Source organism: Pseudonocardia sp. (assembly GCF_029263155.1).
In the GTDB taxonomy this organism is placed as follows: Bacteria; Actinomycetota; Actinomycetes; order Mycobacteriales; family Pseudonocardiaceae; genus Pseudonocardia.
In genome coordinates, this window is the sequence record NZ_JAJCYB010000094.1 from 1 (window position 1) to 16,128 (window position 16,128).

The following is a 16,128-nucleotide window of genomic DNA, read 5'->3' on the forward strand; positions in this document are numbered from 1 at the left end:
GAACACGTGGTAGTCGTCGCCGATGAAGTTCTCGGAGATGAGCTTCCAGTTGCCCGGCGACCGGTACCGGTGCCACCCCGGCAGCGCCTCCAGGCCCCCGAGGGGCCCGGCGAGCACGAAGTTCTCCAGCCACCAGCGCACATCCTCGCCGAGCCACTCCTCCAGCGCGGGAGCCGCCGGGTCGAACGATGCGAGGAGGAGACCCTTGAAGTTCGCGACCTTCGCGACCTCCTCCAGCCCCCAGGCCGCCTTGTCCAGCTCCCCCCGGTAGAGCATCTGCTCCATCGGCGCGCCGGTCAGCGTCCCGTCCAGGCCGTAGCTCCAGCCGTGGTACGAGCACGTGAAGCCCTTCACGTTGCCGCGGTCGAACAGGCAGACCTGGTTGCCGCGGTGCGAGCAGCGGTTCACCAGCACCCGGATCTGCCCGCCGGCGTCCCGGACCACGATGACGGGCACCTCGCCCATGTAGTTCGTGACGTAGTCCCCGGGCTTGCGGACCATGTCCTCGTGGCCCACGACGAGCCAGGAACGGTTGAAGACGCGGTCCGCTTCGATGCGGTACAGGTCCTCGTCGAAGTGCACCGCGGGCGCGACGAGGCCGTTCTGCCAGTCGACGATCTCCCTGAGCTCGCTTGCGCTCGTCATGACGCTTGCCTCCTGTTGCGGATGCGGGTGTGCCGCTGCCCGAATTCACCTCGTGGGGCCACTGCTGCTGGGTGGGGCGACGCCTATCCGGGCCGGCGGGCGCGAGGTCCACCTCTCCTGTCAACTGCTCATCGAGCGCCTCTCGCCACCGTTGTGCGCAGGGATGAGCACGAGCCGGGGCGTCGACGTCACCGCGGCCCTTCCTCGTCACAGAACAAGCCGTATCTGCGTGCCAGAAAGGGTTGTCCACGACGGTCGGCGATGTCAAGAGCCCGTAGTGATGTCTCCGCGGGTCGGCCCGCGCCATCCGACCTCGGCGCAACGAGGGGGCCGATCCCGTCGTGCGCGGCGGTGGGACGCACGGCGAGGGCTGCCCTACAGTTCCTGGGTGGCGAAGACCGATCCTGTGGGCGCTCAGCGCCCCAACTATCCGATCGAGTCCGTCGAGAACGCGCTGCGCTTGCTCTTGCTGATCGAGCAGCAGCGCTCCGTTCGGGTGTCCCAGGTCAGCGCGGCCCTCGGCGTCGCGGTCTCCACGGCGCACCGGCTGCTCGCGATGCTGGAGTACTACGGGTTCGTCCGGAAGAACCCGGAATCCAAGGCCTACGTCCCCGGTCCGGTGCTCGTCCGGATCGGCGTCTCGAGCCTGCAGGGCATGGACGTGCGCAGCCAGGTGCGGCCGTTCCTCGAGGAGCTCAGCCGCGAGGTGGACGAGACCGTGCACCTCGTCGTCCGGGAGGGGCAGCACGTGCTGTTCCTGGACGGCGTCGAGAGCCAGAAGGCGGTCCGGGTCGTGGCCCGCACCGGTCTCTCGATGTGGGCGCACTGCACCTCGGCGGGGAAGGCGCTGCTCGCCGAGATGGACGAGGACGCGCTGGTCGCGCTCTACCCCGAGGAGCAGCTGCCGACCCTGACCGCGCAGTCGATCGCGTCCCGGTCGGTGCTGTTCGCGGAGCTGGAGAGCGTTCGCCGGCAGGGGTTCGCGCACAACTCGGAGGAGAGCGAGGTCGGTGTCGGATCGATCGGCGTGGCGATCCGGAACCGCCATGACGACGTCGTGGCCGCGCTCAGCGTCGCGGCGCCGCTCTCGCGGCTCTCCGGACACCGGTTCCTCAACGAGGTGGCCTCCCGCGCGAAGCAGACGGTCGCCGAGATCGCGCGCACGCTCCCGTAACAGCCGCCCGAGCCGTCATCCGCTCCGATACGGGCCGCCCCAGGCCTTGCGACTAGAAGAAAGAGATTCTAGCCTGAAGATCCGATGGTCGTGACGAGGAGGGATCCACGGGTGCCGATGAACGCGTGTGGCGCGGCGGGCGGGCAGCGCGTCGACGAGCTCCTCGAGCAGATGCGCGAGGACATCGAGATCGGCCTGGTTCCGGCCGAGGTGTTCAACGACCCGTCGGTCCACGACCGCGAGCTCCGCCAGGTCTTCGGCCGCTGCTGGGTCTACATCGGGCACGAGACGGAGATTCCGAACCCGGGCGACTACCACGTCCGCCGGATCGGCGAGGACCCCTTCATCTTCGTCCGCGACGAGTCGGGGCAGGTGCGGGTCCTGCTCAACAGCTGCCGGCACCGCGGAAGCGTCATCTGCCGGGTGGAGGCGGGCAACACCTCGCACTTCCGCTGCCCGTACCACGCTTGGACCTACAAGAACGACGGCAGCCTCGTCGGGGTGCCGGCGCGGCAGCACGGCTACCGGCAGCTGGACCTGTCCGAGTGGGGCCTGATCGCACCAGCGCAGGTCGACAGCTACCACGGCCTGGTCTTCGCGACCCTCGACCCGCAGGCCCCGCCGCTGGCCGACTACCTCGGCAAGTTCCGCTGGTACCTCGACATGCAGCTCGCGCTGACCGAGGGCGGGATGGAGGTCATCGGCGAGCCGCACCGCTGGCACGTCGGGGCCGACTGGAAGTCGGGCGCGGAGAACTTCACCGGCGACAGTTCGCACACCCAGATGACCCATCGCTCGCTGTTGGAGACCGGGATCGCCGAGGAGGCCGCCGCGGGCAGGCCCGGCAAGGCCCACGGCCTGCACATCAACGAGTGCGACGGGCACGCGATCAGCATGCGGGTACTGACCTCGGGCGAGGAGCCCTACCTCGGCTACCCGAAGGAAGTGCAGGCCTTGTTCGAGGCGGGCGGCCTCAGCGAGGCGCAGCTCGACCTGGTCCGGCGCGGGGTGGTGCACGACGGGACGGTCTTCCCCAATCTCTCGTTCATCCACTTCTCGGCCAAGGAGGACGTCGAGCGGCCCGCCACCGCGTTCCTCAGCCTGCGGACCTGGCAGCCGCGCGGCCCCGGGCGCATGGAGGTCTGGAGCTGGGTCCTCGCGCCGCGGGAGGCCTCCGCGGAGTTCAAGCGGGCCGCCTACCGCGCCGCCATGAGCAGCTTCAGTCCGTCGGGCAGCTTCGAGCAGGACGACGCCGTCGTCTGGAGCGGGGTCGCCCGGACGGCGGGCACCGTCGTCGCGGAGCTGCGCGGCCTCAAGCTCAACTACCAGATGGGCATGCCCGGCATGGGGACGGCGGAGCCGCTCCACGACTGGCCGGGGCCGGGCACGGCGTGGCCGTCCAACGCGGGGGAGAGCGGGCTGCGCACCTTCCACCGGCGCTGGCTGGAACAGATGACCCTGCCCGAAGCGGATCCGGACGCGGCGTCGGCCCGCGACGGCGAGGGGTGAAGCCGAGCATGGACATGGCCTCGATCACCGACGGCCAGTTCGCCGAGTTCTTCGCGCGCGAGGCGGCGTTCCTGGACGACAACGACCTGCACCGGTGGCTGGACCTGCTCACTCCGGACATCGAGTACCGGGTGCCCATCCGGGTGGTGCGGGAGCGTGGCGGACACGGCGCCGACTCCGACTTCAGCGATCGCGGGCACTTCCTCTGGGAGGATCTCGGCACGCTGCGGACCCGGGTCCTGCGCCTGGACTCGGAGTTCGCGTGGGCGGAGAGACCTCCCACCCGCACCCGCCGCCTCGTCGGCAACATCCGGCGGCGCGAACTCCCCGACGGTGACGGCGGCATCGAGGCGAGAGTGCTCACCAACGTCGCGGTCTACTGCTACCGCGGCGACTCGCCGGAGCCGGTGGTGCTCACGGGGGAGCGCGACGACATCCTGCGGCTGAGCGACGGCGAGCTGCGGTTGGCCCGGCGGCTGGTCCGGCTGGACAGCACGGTGCTCGGTCTGCAGGCCCTGTCGATCTTCCTGTGACCGTGCACGAGGACGACGCCGCGGGACGGCTCGGTGACCGGCAGCTCGGCGTCGAGGTGGCCAACGAGTTCACCTCGGTCCGGCTGACGCTGGTCGAGACGCCGAACGGAACCCGGCTGGAGATCTTCTCACCGAGGCTGGGGTATCGCATCCGTCTCGACCCCGTGGCCCTGGAGAGCCTGACCTGGCAGCCGGCCGAGACGTTCTCCAGGTTCCTCTCCACGCCGCTCGGCCCCGACCATTGACCCGCTAGATTCTGTCATTCAGACTCATATTCTGTAGAACGAAAAGTGTAGGAGGCGTGCATGGACGCGGAAAGTCCTCTGTGGATCGCAGAGTCCGAGGTCGTCTCGCTCATCGACCTCGGTGAGGCGATCTCGCAGGTGCGGGACGGCCTGGTGGCGCAGGCCGGCGGCGCGGCGGTACCGATGCCCAAGTCGCAGGCGTCCTGGCCCGGGGGCACCGTGCACGCGACCGGGGCGACGCTGCATCACGGCGACCGCGCGTACGTCGGCACCAAGTCGTGGTCACACACGGCCGGTGGAGCCACGCCCCTGCTCACGCTCTGGGACGCCGCCGACGGCAGGCTGCTCGCCGTCCTCGAGGCGTTCGCACTAGGCCAGTACCGCACGGCGGCCGTCTCCGGGGTCGCCACCGACCGGCTGGCCTCCGCCGACGCGACCACGATGGCGATCTGCGGGACCGGTGCGCAGGCGCTGGCCCAGGTGGCCACCGTCAACGCCGTCCGCGCGCTCGACACGCTGCGCGTCTGGAGCCCCCGCCCCGAGTCCCGGCAGCGCTTCTGTGGCGCCGTCCGCGACGCGCTGGGCATCGAGGCGACGGAGGCGGCCGGTCCGGAGGAGGCGGTGGACGGCGCCGACGTCGTCACGCTCGTCACCCGGTCCCGCCGGCCGTTCCTCACCGGCGCGACGATCGGGGAGCGGACGCACGTCAACGCGATCGGTGCCATCGGTCTGGAACGGGCCGAGTTCGGCACCGCTCTGCTCAAGCGGGCCGACATCGTCGCGGTGGACGACATCGCCAGCGCCCGCAGCTTCAGCCGGGAGATGCGCGAGTACTACGGCTGCGACGGCGAGGGATGGGGCGACGTGGCCTCGCTGGCCGATCTGGTGGCCGCTCGCGGCGGCCGGCCGGAGCGGGCCGACCTGACGCTGTTCAAGGCCATGGGTACCGGGATCGCCGATCTCGCCATCGCGGTCTTCGTCTACGAGCAGGCGGTCGAGAACCGGCTCGGCACGCCCCTGCCGCCGCCGTCCCGCTCGCGGCCGCGGCTGCGGTCCTCGCTACGGCCCGCCGCACCGGCCTGAGACCACCCCCACCCGGCCCCGACCGGCCGACCGGACGACGAGAGGCTCACGACGATGACCACGGACTCCCCGCACTGGGACGCCGAACTGCACTGGGACGCCGAAGCCGACTTCGTGTGCGTCGGCTCCGGGATCGGTGCCCTCGCCGGTGCCATCACCGCCCACGAGTACGGCCTCGAGCCGATCATCCTGGAGAAGTCGAGCCAGGTGGGCGGCCTCACCGCCTACTCCTACGGCGAGGTCTGGGTGGCGGGCAACCACCTCGAGGAGGCCCGCGGCATCGACGACAGTGTGGACAGCGGGATCCGCTACGTCACCTGGCTGGGCATGGGCTACGCCGACGACGAGCTCGTCCGCGCCTACGCCACCAACGGGCCGCCCGTGCTGAGGTTCTTCGAGGAGAAGGCCGGCGTCCGGTGGCGGATCATCAGCGGCTTCTCCGACTACTACTGGCCGAAGAACACCGAGGCCAGGCGGGAGGGTCGGTTCCTCGAGGTCGAGCCCTTCCCGGCCGCCACCCTGGGGGAGTGGCAGGACAAGGTGCGCACCTCCCCGCACACTCCGGCCGGGCTGACCCACGACGAGATGTTCGGCCAGGGCGGCGCGGCGAACATGAGCAACTGGGACTTCTCGGTGATGGGGGCCCGGCTGGAGAACGACGAGCGGTGCCTGGGCTCGGGCTTCGCCGCCACGTTCGTCAAGGCCGCGCTGGACCGTCGGATCCCGATCCACGTCGACACCGCGGTCGAGGAGCTGATCACCGAGGGCGGCCGCGTCGTGGGCGTGCGCGCCCGGCACGACGGGCGGGACCTGTTCGTCCGGGCCCGCCGTGGCGTCCTCGTCGCCACGAGCAGCTACGAGTGGAACCCGGAGCTGACGCAGACCCTCGACCGACGACAGCCGGAGTTCGTCTCCGCGATCCCGCCGTCGATCACCGGCGACCACATCGGCTTCGCCGGCCGCATCGGAGCCAAGCTCGTCCACGTCCCGCAGCGGTGCAACATGGGGTTCCACATCCCCGGCGAGGAGCACGACGGGGAGCCGCTGTGGCGCATCGCGCTGACCGAGACCGGCCTCCCGCACGCCATCGTCGTCAACAGTCGGGGGCGGCGGTTCGCCGATGAGGCCTTCTACCCGGCCGTCGGCTCGGCCGTGGAGATCGTCGACGGCAGCGACCAGAGCCGGCCGAACCTGCCGTGCTGGGTGATCCTCGACAGCCAGTACGGCGAGAAGTACCCATTCGGAACGGTCCTGCCGGGGCAGGAGCTCCCGGAGGGCCTCGCGGTCAGGGCCGACGACCTCCACGAGCTGGCGCGGCAGACGGGCATCGACGCGGACAACCTCGTGGCTGAGGTCGACCGCTTCAACACCTACGCCCGCTCCGGCACCGACCCCGACTTCCAGCGCGGCGAGCGGCCCTGGTCGCACTTCATGTGCGGCGACGTCAACCACGCGCCGAACCCGAACCTGGGCACGATCGAGCGCGGGCCCTTCTACGCGGTGCGGCTGAGGATGGTCGGCGCGGGCCTGCCCGCCACCGGCCTGGCGGCGGATGTGGACGGCCGAGTCCTGGGCCATGACGACGAGCCGATCGACGGCCTCTACGTGGCGGGCAACTCGATGGCCCTGCGCGACGTCGGAGCCGGGTACCAGAGCGGCATCGCCAACGGCCGGGGCCTGATCTTCGGCTACCTGGCGGGGCGGCACGCGGCCGGTGACCCGAGCTGCGAGCGGGAGCGCGCCGGCCTCGAGACAGCCTCGACGGGCGTCTGAGGTGCTCGCGACCGAGCAGCCGTTCGCCGTCGACGCCTCGCTGGAGCAGGTGTGGGCCTACGTCGGCGACATGGCCAACTGGGCCGGCAACTTGCCCGGCTACCAGTCCTTCGAGGTGCTCGACGAGACCGACTCGCTCTGGACGCTGAAGGTGGCGCTCGGCGCGCTGGTGCGGACGGTCCGGCTGAGGATCCACATCACCGAGTGGCGAGCGCCCGACCACGTCGCGTTCACCCTGACCGGTGTGGGCGACCCGATCGAGGGCCAGGGCAGCTTCGACGCCCGACCGTCCGGCGATGCTCGCAGCGAGGTACTCCTCACGCTCGCCGTCGCGGGCAACGGACAGATGGCCGGCGTCATGGAGAGCATGGCGCGACCGGTGCTCCCACGGCTGGGCAAAGGCCTCGCCGAGGCGCTCCGGGCCGAGATCGAGCAGCGCGCCCGGGCCTCCACCGTGCCTGTCACGGCGACCGCGCACACCGCACCGGCGCCGGCCGGAGTGTCCCCGCAGCACCCCGGCTCCCCGGCGATGCCGTCTCCCCGAGCGTCTCGGGCGGCGATGGGCCGAACGACGCGGCTCGCGCCGGTCGCCGTGGCGCTGGCGGTCGCCGTCGTCTGCCTGCGACGACGCCGCACGACCAGGGCATGACACCACACCCGACGCACCACCATCCCGGAAGGACCGGCCCATGACCGACCCCAGCCCACAGAACCGGCAGAAGATGCTGTTCGTCGACCGCACCGATCACCGGCAGCCCCGGGCGGACCTGTGGCCCTCGGTCATCATCCCGCGGGAGGACATCGACGCCGAGATCGAGCGGCTCGCGGCGCTGCCGCGTCCCGCGACCGGTCGCCGTCGGTCGCTGATCGTGCATCCGCGCTCCGAGCAGCCCGGGCTCGGGCTCGCGCCCGGCATCCAGGTCTCGCTCGACGTCCTGCTCCCCGGCGAGGAGACGACGCCGATCAGGCACAACTCGTCGCAGGTCAGCTTCTGCATCCGGGGCGCCGGATCGGCCGTGATCGACGGGAACGAGTTCGACTACGACCGCTACGACGTCGTCTGCACGCCGTCCATGGCCACCTACGTGCACCGCAACGAGACCACGGACATCTCCGTGCGCCTGACGTACTCCAACGCGGCCCTGCTGGAGAAGCTCAACGTCCACTTCGTCGAGGAGAACCCGCCGGAGGGGATGGCGGTGGCCGGTGAGGCGGCGGTGGAGCGGGCCGACGCCCTAGAGGCGCTGTTCGACGACTACTTCCAGGTGACCGAGGCCGGGGCCTGGCTGATGAGCTACGAGCGCCTGGTCGACCCGCCGATGCAGGAGTCCAAGGCGCTGCACTGGCCCTGGAGGGCGGTGCAGGAGAACCTCGACAAGCTGATGGCGCTCGGCTCGAAGTACCGGGGCCGGCGGCTGTACCTGCTGTACAACCCGGCTTCCGGACGCACGAACGGCACCACGCACAACTTCTTCGCGACCATGTGCGTCCGCCCGGCGAACATCGTGGACATCCCGCACCGGCACACCGCCGCGGCGATCAACTACTTCTTCGAGGGCAGCGGGTACAGCGTCGTCGGTGGGCGGACGCTCGAGTGGAAAGCCGGGGACCTGATGCTCTCGGCGCCCGGCTGGGCGGTGCACCACCACGCGTCCAAGGATGAGGCCGTCTACGAGCTGACCATCCAGGACAGCCCGCTGCACCTGGCCATGGACTCGCTGCTGTGGCAGGAGAACCTGCGCACCCCGCCGCGGCTGCTGGGCTCGCACCGGGGCTTCGGGACCAACCGCGGCGAGGTCTCGTGACGGGGTGGGGGTGATCGGCTCGGCGCCCGGGCCTGCGTCCGAGCCTGCGGACGGGGATCTCGGGGAGGTCCCCGTCGCGGGTCTGCCGAGCAGGCGGGGGCCGATCGAGCCGCTGTCGTTCGCCGCTGTGGCGGAGCCGATGCGGTCGGCCCTGCGGCCACGGGTGCGGCGGCTGGGCTACCTCGGCGCGTTCTTCGCCTTCGCGGCCCGCCAGCCGGAGGCACTCCACGGATTCCACCGGTTCACCGAGGAGCTGAAGACGTCGGTGTCCCCGGACGTCACCGACGTGGTGGCCCTGACGGTCGCCGCGACCCTGGGCAACGACTACGAGCGGGTGCAGCACGAGCGGCTCGCCGGCCGCCGCGGCCGGACGGCCGCCTGGGTGCGGGCCGCCACGACCGGGGACCCCGCCGGCGAGCTCACCGCGGCCGAGGAGGCCGTCCGCGCGCTGGCGGTGCGGATGATCGCGGGTGCCGGTCACGGTGTCGACGCGGAGCTGGCCGACCTGACCGAGCTCGTCGGCCAGGACGATGCGGTGGCCGTACTGTTGCTGATCGGCCGCTACGTGGCCCACGCGCACGTCGCCAACGCCCTGTCCCTGACCGCGCCGTTCGGCTAGGAGCCTGCGGCGCCCCGCCGCCGCGATCGCCCTCTGCCCACCGCACAGCGAGGTCTGCGCGGAGGAAGGTCGGGCTACGAGGGTGTGCCGGTCGTCGCAGCGGGAAACCACGGCAAATCCACTCGTACCCAGGCTCCCGGAGAGGCTGACATGACCCTCGCTCCCGACGCGATCGAGCTACCGTCCGGCCAGACCATGCCCGTGCTCGGCCAGGGAACCTGGTACCTCGGCGAGCACCCCGCGAGGCGCCCGGACGAGGTGGCCGCCTTGCGCACCGGGCTCGACCTGCGCATGACCATGATCGACACTGCCGAGATGTACGGTGACGGCGCTTCTGAGGAACTCGTCGGCGAGGCGATCGGCGGACGACGCGCCGACGTCCTTCTGGTCGACAAGGTGCTGCCGTCCCACGCCAGCCGACGGGGAATTATGCAGGCCTGCCGCCGCAGCCTGCAACGACTCGGCGTCGACCACATCGATCTCTACCTGCTGCACTGGCGCGGCACGCATCCACTCGCGGAGACGATCGAGGCGTTCGCCGAACTCGTCGACGCCGGTGACATCGGGCAGTGGGGCGTGAGCAACTTCGATCTTTCCGACATGACGGAGCTGCTCGAGGCGGGCGGAACCTCCTGCGCGACGAATCAGATCCTGTACAACCTCACCCGGCGCGGACCCGAATACGACCTGCTGCCGTGGCTACGCGAGCACCGGATCCCGGTGATGGCGTACTCGCCGATCGAGCAGGGTCGACTGCTCGACCACCCCCAGGTCGCCGAGGTCGCCGCCCGGCACGGGGCCACGCCCGCTCAGGTGGCACTGGCCTGGCTACTGCGCCAGGAGATGGTTGCGGCCATTCCCCGATCGTCCGAGCCCGAACACACCCGGGAGAACGCGGAAGCGCGCGACCTGCATCTGACTGAGGAGGACGTGGCGACACTCGACACGGCGTTCCCACCGCCGGCCGGCCCGCAACCGCTGGCGATGTTGTAGCGCCACCGAGCGTTCGGCGAACGGCGCCGGTCGCCATACCGACGTCGGCATCACCGCTCCTGTTCGGCTACGTGTCGTCGGCCTGGAATGCGTACACCTTCGCGCTCGCGCCGTGCGCGAGCCATTCCTCGAAGCCTGCCTCGTCGAGGTCGGACCAGACCGGGGGATCGAGCACCTGCTGGCGCCCGAGTGTCCGGCCCAGCTGCACGAGCTCCCGCCCGGCGGCAGGGCGTGCGGTGTCGTAGGCGGCGAGCGCCTCGGGGACGGCCCCGGCCGAGGCGGCGAACGCCTCGGCCAGTGCGAAGGCGTCCTGAATGGCCTTGGTGGTGCCGCTCGCCGTGTGCGGGCGGGCGAGGGTGCCCGCATCGCCGAGCAGGCAGATGCGACCACGCACGTAGTGGCCCAGCTCGAGGTCGTACACCGGCTGCATGTACGGCTTCGGCGTCTGCAGGATGACGTCGCGGTGCCACGGCGGCATCTGGTCGCGCGTGATCTCGTCGAGGTACTCCCGCTGCACCCGGGGCATCTCCTCGCCCGGGTTGACCGCCGCCACCTCGACGTGGCCGTCCGCGTTCCGGACGACACCCAGCACGTCGTCGGGAACGCCGGCGTCGTACCATAGCCAGTTCAGCCGCCGCCCGCCGCGCTCGGTCGCGCCGTCGACGCCCGGTACCAGGTAGAACGGGGCGTGTCCGTGCGGCGTGGCCGGGGACTGGAACGCCTCCTCGACCGGTCCCGGGTCGGCGAGCTCGGCCTCCTCGACGATCCCGCGCCACGCCGGATAGCCCGCGTAGGTGGGCCGGATGTCCGGGAAGAGAGCCGCGCGGACCCTCGAACGGTAGCCGTCGGCGCCGATCACCACGTCGAAGTCCTCGACACCGCCGTCCACCAGGTGCACGGCCGCGCCGCTGCCGGTGTCGGCGACCACGTCGACCTCGGCGCCCTGCCGGTAGTCGACCTCGTCGGCCCGGCGGAGCACCTGCCGATGGACCAGCCCCCAGTGGTGCAGGTCCACGAACATCGGCTGGACCTGCAGGACGCGGCCGAGGTGGCTGGCACCGTCCTTGACGCACCAGACGCGGGCCGGTGCGCTCAGCCCCTGCATCGTCGGATCCAGCAGATCGACCTCCTTGAGCCGCGCGACGAGAGCCCGCGGCAACCCGATCCCGGCACCCCGGCCCTCCAGCAGGCTGCGAGACCTCTCGAAGACGATGACGTCGTGGCCCTGCCGGCCGAGCAGGACAGCGGCGGTGGTACCGCCGATCGAACCCCCGACGATCCCGATCCGAAGCCGTGTCCCCACGTCGATCCCTCCCTCGGGCAGCCATCGCGCGCCCTGCGTTCGATCTGCTCGTCGGGGCATCCCCGCCGCCGCACCCGCTTCCGTGGCGGGCGGCGCGGCGGCGAGGACCCGCCGTCAGCTCCCGGCCAGGCGTCCGGAGAGCCGCGGTCGGGGCAGCTTCGGGCCCTGGGGAGCCGTCGTGGGCTTCGACTCGGTGGGGCCCTGCCCGATGTTGACGATGTGGTCCCGGTCCGGGGGAGTGATCTGGATGCCGATCCCCGCCATCGGGACCTCTGGGTGTGGGCTGTAGGCCCGGTGCACGACCCCGACCGGTTCGACGAAGACGTCGCCTGCCTTGTAGTAGAACTCGTCGTCGTCGAACTGCAGGATCACGTCACCCTGGAGCATGATGATCAGCAGCGGCCCGTTGTGGATGTGCCAGGGCACGTTCGCGGCCGGCCACAGCTCCGCGTGGTAGACCAGCAGCTTGGACTCCGGGTCCTTCGGGATGCTGGAGACGAGCTCCTCGAAGAGCTCGACGCGGAGGAACGGCTTCTCCTCGTTGACGATGCCCGTCAACTTCAGGCTGAGGTCATCCGGAACCACCCCGTTCTCGGCGAATGACATGGTGAACATCCTTTCAGGTGCGATTCGCGGATTGTGTGCGTGCGGCCGCCGCCAGGGCCGCCTGGACGATGTTCTCGTATCCGGTGCAGCGGCAGAGATTCCCGGATATCGCCTTACGGATCTCCTCCTCGGAGGGGTCGGGGATGCGGTCGATGAGGTCCTGCACGGCGAACAACATCCCGGACAGGCAATAGCCGCACTGGAACGCGTACTCGTCCCAGAACGCCTCCTGCACCGGGCTCAGCCGGCCGTTCGTACCCATTCCCTCGATGGTGTCGACGCTGCTGCCGTCGCAGGCCACGGCCAGCTCCAGGCAGGACTTCACGATGTCGCCGTTGAGCCGGACGGTGCAGGCGCCGCAGTCACCCGTCAGGCAGCCGATCTTGGGTCCGGTGCGGCCGAAGTCCTCGCGCAACGCCTCGACCAGCAACATGCGGGGGTCCACCCGCGCGGTCTGCTCCTCGCCGTCGACCCGCAGGTGGACCTCGGTGGCCTCGTTCGTCGACATCGTCATCCCTTCCGGGCGTCCGCTGTGGCCTCTGCATCCGCGACCGCCGCCGCGAGGGCTCGCCGGGCGACGACCGGAGCCACCGCACGCCGGTACTCCCCGGACGCCAGCACGTCGCTCCACGGATCCGTGATCGCGTCCCCGGCCATCCGCGAGACCTCGGCGAGCGCGTCCGCGTCGACCCGGCGGCCCTCCAACACCGTCTGCACGGGCAACCGGAAGGGGACCGCGGTGACCCCGCCGACGGCCGCGCAGGCCCGGCGGCAGCGACCGTCGCGATCGAGCTCGACCACGGCGGCGGCCGTGGCCACGGGCCAGCTGCCCTCGGTGGCCTTGATCTTCACGTACCCGCTGCCTGCGGACGCGTGGACCGGGACGTCCACCGCGCGCAGGAACTCGTCGGGGGCCATCGTCGTCCGGTGGGCGTCGACGAAGAACTCCTCGGCGGGCACGGCTCGCGTGCCCCCGGGTCCCTGCACGAGCATCGTCGCCGACAGGGCCAGGCTCGCTGCGGGCGCGTCGGAGGCCGGGCGGGCGTAGGCGAGCGATCCGGCGAACGTGCCCTGGTGGTGCAGCTGGCGACCGCCGGTGATCCGGGCGGCCATCGCGGCCAGCAGCGAGCAGTCGGCCGCGACGAGGTCCGACGCGATGAGGTCGGCATAGGTCGCGGTGGCGCCGATCCGGATCCGCCCGTCGTGCCGCTCGACCTCGCGCAACCCCGCCCGGCGGAGGTCGACGACGTGCCGGGCGACCCGCTGGCCCCGGTTCAGCTGGGCGATCAGCCAGGTGCCGCCGCCGAGGACCGCGCAGCCCTCCGGGTCGCTCCCCAGCGTGCGCGCCACCTCGTCCGCGGACGACGGCGCGTGGTAGGAGAACCGGTTCGGGATCATCCCGCCACCTCCGCGCGCATCGGTGCGACCGGTCCTTCGGCGATGGCGGGGAGCAGCCTCGTGGGGCTCAGCGGCAGCTCCCGGACGTGCACGCCGAACGGGCGGAGCGCATCGGCGACGGCGTTGGTGACCGCCGCCAGCGCACCCCCGACGCCGGTCTCCCCGGCCCCCTTGGTGCCCAGGAGCGTGAAGGGGCTGGGGGTCACCTGGTGGATCAGCTCGATCGACGGCATGTCGACCGCGCGTGGCATCAGGTAGGACTTGAAGCCGTCGACGGCGGGGGTGCCGTCCGGGTCGTAGACGAGTTCCTCGCACAGCGCGATGCCGATGCCCATCTGGACCGCACCGTGGACCTGGCCCTCGACCATCATCGGGTTGATCATGGTGCCGCAGTCGTGGGCGACGACGTGGCGGAGCAGGGTGACCACGCCGGTCTCCGGATCGACCTCGGTCAACGACACGTGGAACGCGCTGGCGTAGGTGGGGTAGGGCTGGATCCGCCCCCCGGCGTCGGGGGTGTGCCGGATGTTGTCCGCCTTGTAGGTACGGGTGGACTCGAGCGTCGGCTCGATTCCGGCGGCGACGGCGAAGGCCAGCGAGTAGACCGCGAAGGCGACGGCGGACACGGGTATCACGGCACCGTGTCCGTCGGTGACCATGCCGTCGACGATCTGCAGGTCTGCGGGATCGAGCCCCAGCATCACCCCGGCGACCTGCCGGACCTTCTGCGCGATGTCGCGCGCCGCCAGTGCTGCGGCGGACCCGCCCAGGATGGTGCTGCGTGAGCTGAAGTTGCCGAACCCGTACGGGCAGAGTTCGGTGTCGCCCTGCACCATGGTGATGTCGGAGAGCGGTACGCCCAGCTCCGCCGCCACGATCTGCGCGATCCCCGTGTCGTTCCCGGAGCCCGGCGAGGTGACCCCGGTGAGCACTGTGACCTTGCCCGACGGGTCCATCCGGACGGTCGTGGTGTCGAACCCGCCCACCAGCGCTCCGGGGATGTCGGCGCCTTCGGGGGCGAGCTCGAACGCGACGCCGATCCCGAGGTGCCGGCCCTCCCGCCGGGCCTCGTCCTGCCGCCGGCGCCATAGGCCGTAGTCGAACCGGTCGAGGGCCTTGTCGATGAGCCCGTGGAAGTCGCCGCTGTCGATGTTCAGTCCACCGCTGGTCGCCCGGGGGAGCTGATCGGCCGGGATCAGGTTGCGTCGCCGTACCTCGACCGGATCGAGTCCGGTCCGGTCCGCCACGAGCTCGACGGCGCGCTCCATCACGAGGTTCGCCGCCTCCTTGCCGAAGCCACGGCTCGCGTTCCACGGCGACTTGTTGGTGACGACCGCCTGGTAGCTCACGTCGCAGTTCTCGATCGCGTACCCGGTGGGGAAGGAGACCGCACTGAGGAATACCATGCCCCAGCCGGGCGCCGCGGTGACGGCGCCGAGATTGGCCACGATGTGGTTGCGGAACCCCCGGATCGTGCCGTCGTAGTCGAAGGCGATCTCGAACCGGTGCCGCTGCTCGCGGCCGCCGACGAGCATGCACTCGCTGCGGTCCTCGATCCACTTGACCGGCCGGTCCAGGAGGCGGGACAGGACGCAGACCAGCGCCTCCTCCGGGTACCCGTGCGACTTCAGGCCGAACGCGCCGCCGACGTGGGGCACCACCACCCGGATCTGCCGCTCCTCGAGCCCGAGGGTGTTGGCCAGCATCCAGCGCAGCGGGTGCGGGTTCTGGCATGACCCGTGGAAGGTCAGCTTCTGCGTCCGGTCGTCCCAGTCCGCGATGTAGCCGCGCGTCTCCATTGGGGCGGTCGTCGACCGCTGCATGCGGACCTCGTCGGCGACGGTGTGGTCGGCGTCGCGCGCGGCCGCGTCGAAGTCGCCGTCGGCGAACCGGCCGGCCATCAGGACGTTGTCCGGCCAGTCCTCGTACAGCCGTGGTGCGTCCGGGCGGAGCGCGTGGTCGGCGTCGAGGAGGAAGGGGAGGGGGTCGTACCGGACCTGGATCAGGTCGGCCGCCGCGGCGGCGTCGGCTCGGGTCTGCGCCACCACGGCGACCACCGGCTGCCCGGCGTAGACGACCTTGTCCTGCGCAAGGCAGTGCACGTCGGCGTGCTTGCCGCCCAGGCCGGATGGGCTCATGTAGTGGGGGATAGGGCCGGCCAGGGTGGCCGCCTGCTCACCGGTCAGAACCGCGACGACCGAGGGGTCGGCCTGCGCCTCCGACGTGTCGATCCCGACGATCCGGGCGTGCGGATGCGGGCTACGGACCAGAGCCACATGCACCGTGCCCGGCAGCATCACGTCGTTGACGTAGTCGGCTCGCCCGGCGAGGTACTGGTCCCCGTCGTGCTTGCGCTGACGCGCCCCCAGATGGCCCGGGGGCACGGGCGCCTCCTGTACGGCGTTCCCACTCATCGGCCCTCACCCTCCTGATCACGCAGCG

At 71.1% G+C, this 16,128-nt stretch carries 16 protein-coding genes; 10 read left to right on the forward strand and 6 right to left on the reverse strand.

The window, feature by feature from the left end; all coding sequences use genetic code 11:
* Positions 1–645, reverse strand: a 645-nt coding sequence (locus Q1K26_RS19065; protein WP_300014646.1) for a Rieske 2Fe-2S domain-containing protein, incomplete at its 3' end; no start/stop codon positions are given.
* Between the two features lie 388 nt (positions 646–1,033).
* Here Q1K26_RS19065 and Q1K26_RS19070 point away from each other — a divergent pair.
* From Q1K26_RS19070 to Q1K26_RS19115, 10 genes are all read left to right on the forward strand, one after another.
* Complete coding sequence (locus tag Q1K26_RS19070) at positions 1,034–1,819, forward strand: IclR family transcriptional regulator (RefSeq protein WP_300014649.1); 786 nt, start codon at positions 1,034–1,036, stop codon at positions 1,817–1,819.
* 90 nt (positions 1,820–1,909) lie between these two features.
* On the forward strand, positions 1,910–3,328 hold the full coding sequence (locus Q1K26_RS19075; RefSeq protein WP_300014652.1) for an aromatic ring-hydroxylating dioxygenase subunit alpha: 1,419 nt from the start codon (positions 1,910–1,912) through the stop codon (positions 3,326–3,328).
* A gap of 8 nt (positions 3,329–3,336) precedes the next feature.
* Complete coding sequence (locus Q1K26_RS19080) at positions 3,337–3,861, forward strand: aromatic-ring-hydroxylating dioxygenase subunit beta (protein WP_300014656.1); 525 nt, start codon at positions 3,337–3,339, stop codon at positions 3,859–3,861.
* Positions 3,858–4,106, forward strand: coding sequence for a hypothetical protein (locus Q1K26_RS19085; protein WP_300014659.1), 249 nt, complete (start codon positions 3,858–3,860; stop codon positions 4,104–4,106). The genes Q1K26_RS19080 and Q1K26_RS19085 overlap by 4 nt, the downstream gene beginning before the upstream one ends.
* Before the next feature lie 60 nt (positions 4,107–4,166).
* Positions 4,167–5,189 carry an ornithine cyclodeaminase family protein gene (locus Q1K26_RS19090; protein WP_300014662.1) on the forward strand — a complete coding sequence of 341 codons (1,023 nt, stop codon included), beginning with the start codon at positions 4,167–4,169 and terminating at the stop codon, positions 5,187–5,189.
* Positions 5,190–5,243: 54 nt separating this feature from the next.
* Positions 5,244–6,962: an FAD-binding protein gene (locus tag Q1K26_RS19095; protein ID WP_300014665.1), complete on the forward strand. Its 1,719-nt coding sequence runs from the start codon at positions 5,244–5,246 to the stop codon at positions 6,960–6,962.
* Between the two features lies 1 nt (position 6,963).
* Complete coding sequence (locus Q1K26_RS19100) at positions 6,964–7,611, forward strand: SRPBCC family protein (RefSeq protein WP_300014668.1); 648 nt, start codon at positions 6,964–6,966, stop codon at positions 7,609–7,611.
* A 40-nt stretch (positions 7,612–7,651) separates the two neighbouring features.
* Complete coding sequence (locus Q1K26_RS19105) at positions 7,652–8,767, forward strand: AraC family ligand binding domain-containing protein (RefSeq protein WP_300014671.1); 1,116 nt, start codon at positions 7,652–7,654, stop codon at positions 8,765–8,767.
* Between the two features lie 4 nt (positions 8,768–8,771).
* Complete coding sequence (locus tag Q1K26_RS19110; protein ID WP_300014674.1) at positions 8,772–9,386, forward strand: hypothetical protein; 615 nt, start codon at positions 8,772–8,774, stop codon at positions 9,384–9,386.
* Between the two features lie 150 nt (positions 9,387–9,536).
* Positions 9,537–10,379 (forward strand): aldo/keto reductase, encoded by an 843-nt coding sequence (locus Q1K26_RS19115; RefSeq protein WP_300014677.1) that lies wholly within the window; start codon positions 9,537–9,539, stop codon positions 10,377–10,379.
* Between the two features lie 67 nt (positions 10,380–10,446).
* On the opposite strand, the gene Q1K26_RS19120 is transcribed toward Q1K26_RS19115, so the two are convergent.
* The 5 genes from Q1K26_RS19120 to Q1K26_RS19140 form a co-directional block, all read right to left on the reverse strand.
* Positions 10,447–11,682, reverse strand: coding sequence for an FAD-dependent monooxygenase (locus tag Q1K26_RS19120; RefSeq protein WP_300014680.1), 1,236 nt, complete (start codon positions 11,680–11,682; stop codon positions 10,447–10,449).
* 114 nt (positions 11,683–11,796) lie between these two features.
* Complete coding sequence (locus Q1K26_RS19125) at positions 11,797–12,288, reverse strand: cupin domain-containing protein (protein ID WP_300014683.1); 492 nt, start codon at positions 12,286–12,288, stop codon at positions 11,797–11,799.
* 13 nt (positions 12,289–12,301) lie between these two features.
* Positions 12,302–12,796, reverse strand: coding sequence for a (2Fe-2S)-binding protein (locus Q1K26_RS19130; protein ID WP_300014686.1), 495 nt, complete (start codon positions 12,794–12,796; stop codon positions 12,302–12,304).
* A 2-nt stretch (positions 12,797–12,798) separates the two neighbouring features.
* Entirely contained in the window at positions 12,799–13,686 is an 888-nt protein-coding gene (locus Q1K26_RS19135) for an FAD binding domain-containing protein (protein WP_300014689.1), read from the reverse strand.
* Positions 13,683–16,100, reverse strand: a complete 2,418-nt coding sequence (locus Q1K26_RS19140; protein WP_300014692.1) for a xanthine dehydrogenase family protein molybdopterin-binding subunit — start codon at positions 16,098–16,100, stop codon at positions 13,683–13,685. The genes Q1K26_RS19135 and Q1K26_RS19140 overlap by 4 nt, the downstream gene beginning before the upstream one ends.
* Positions 16,101–16,128: the final 28 nt, after the last annotated feature.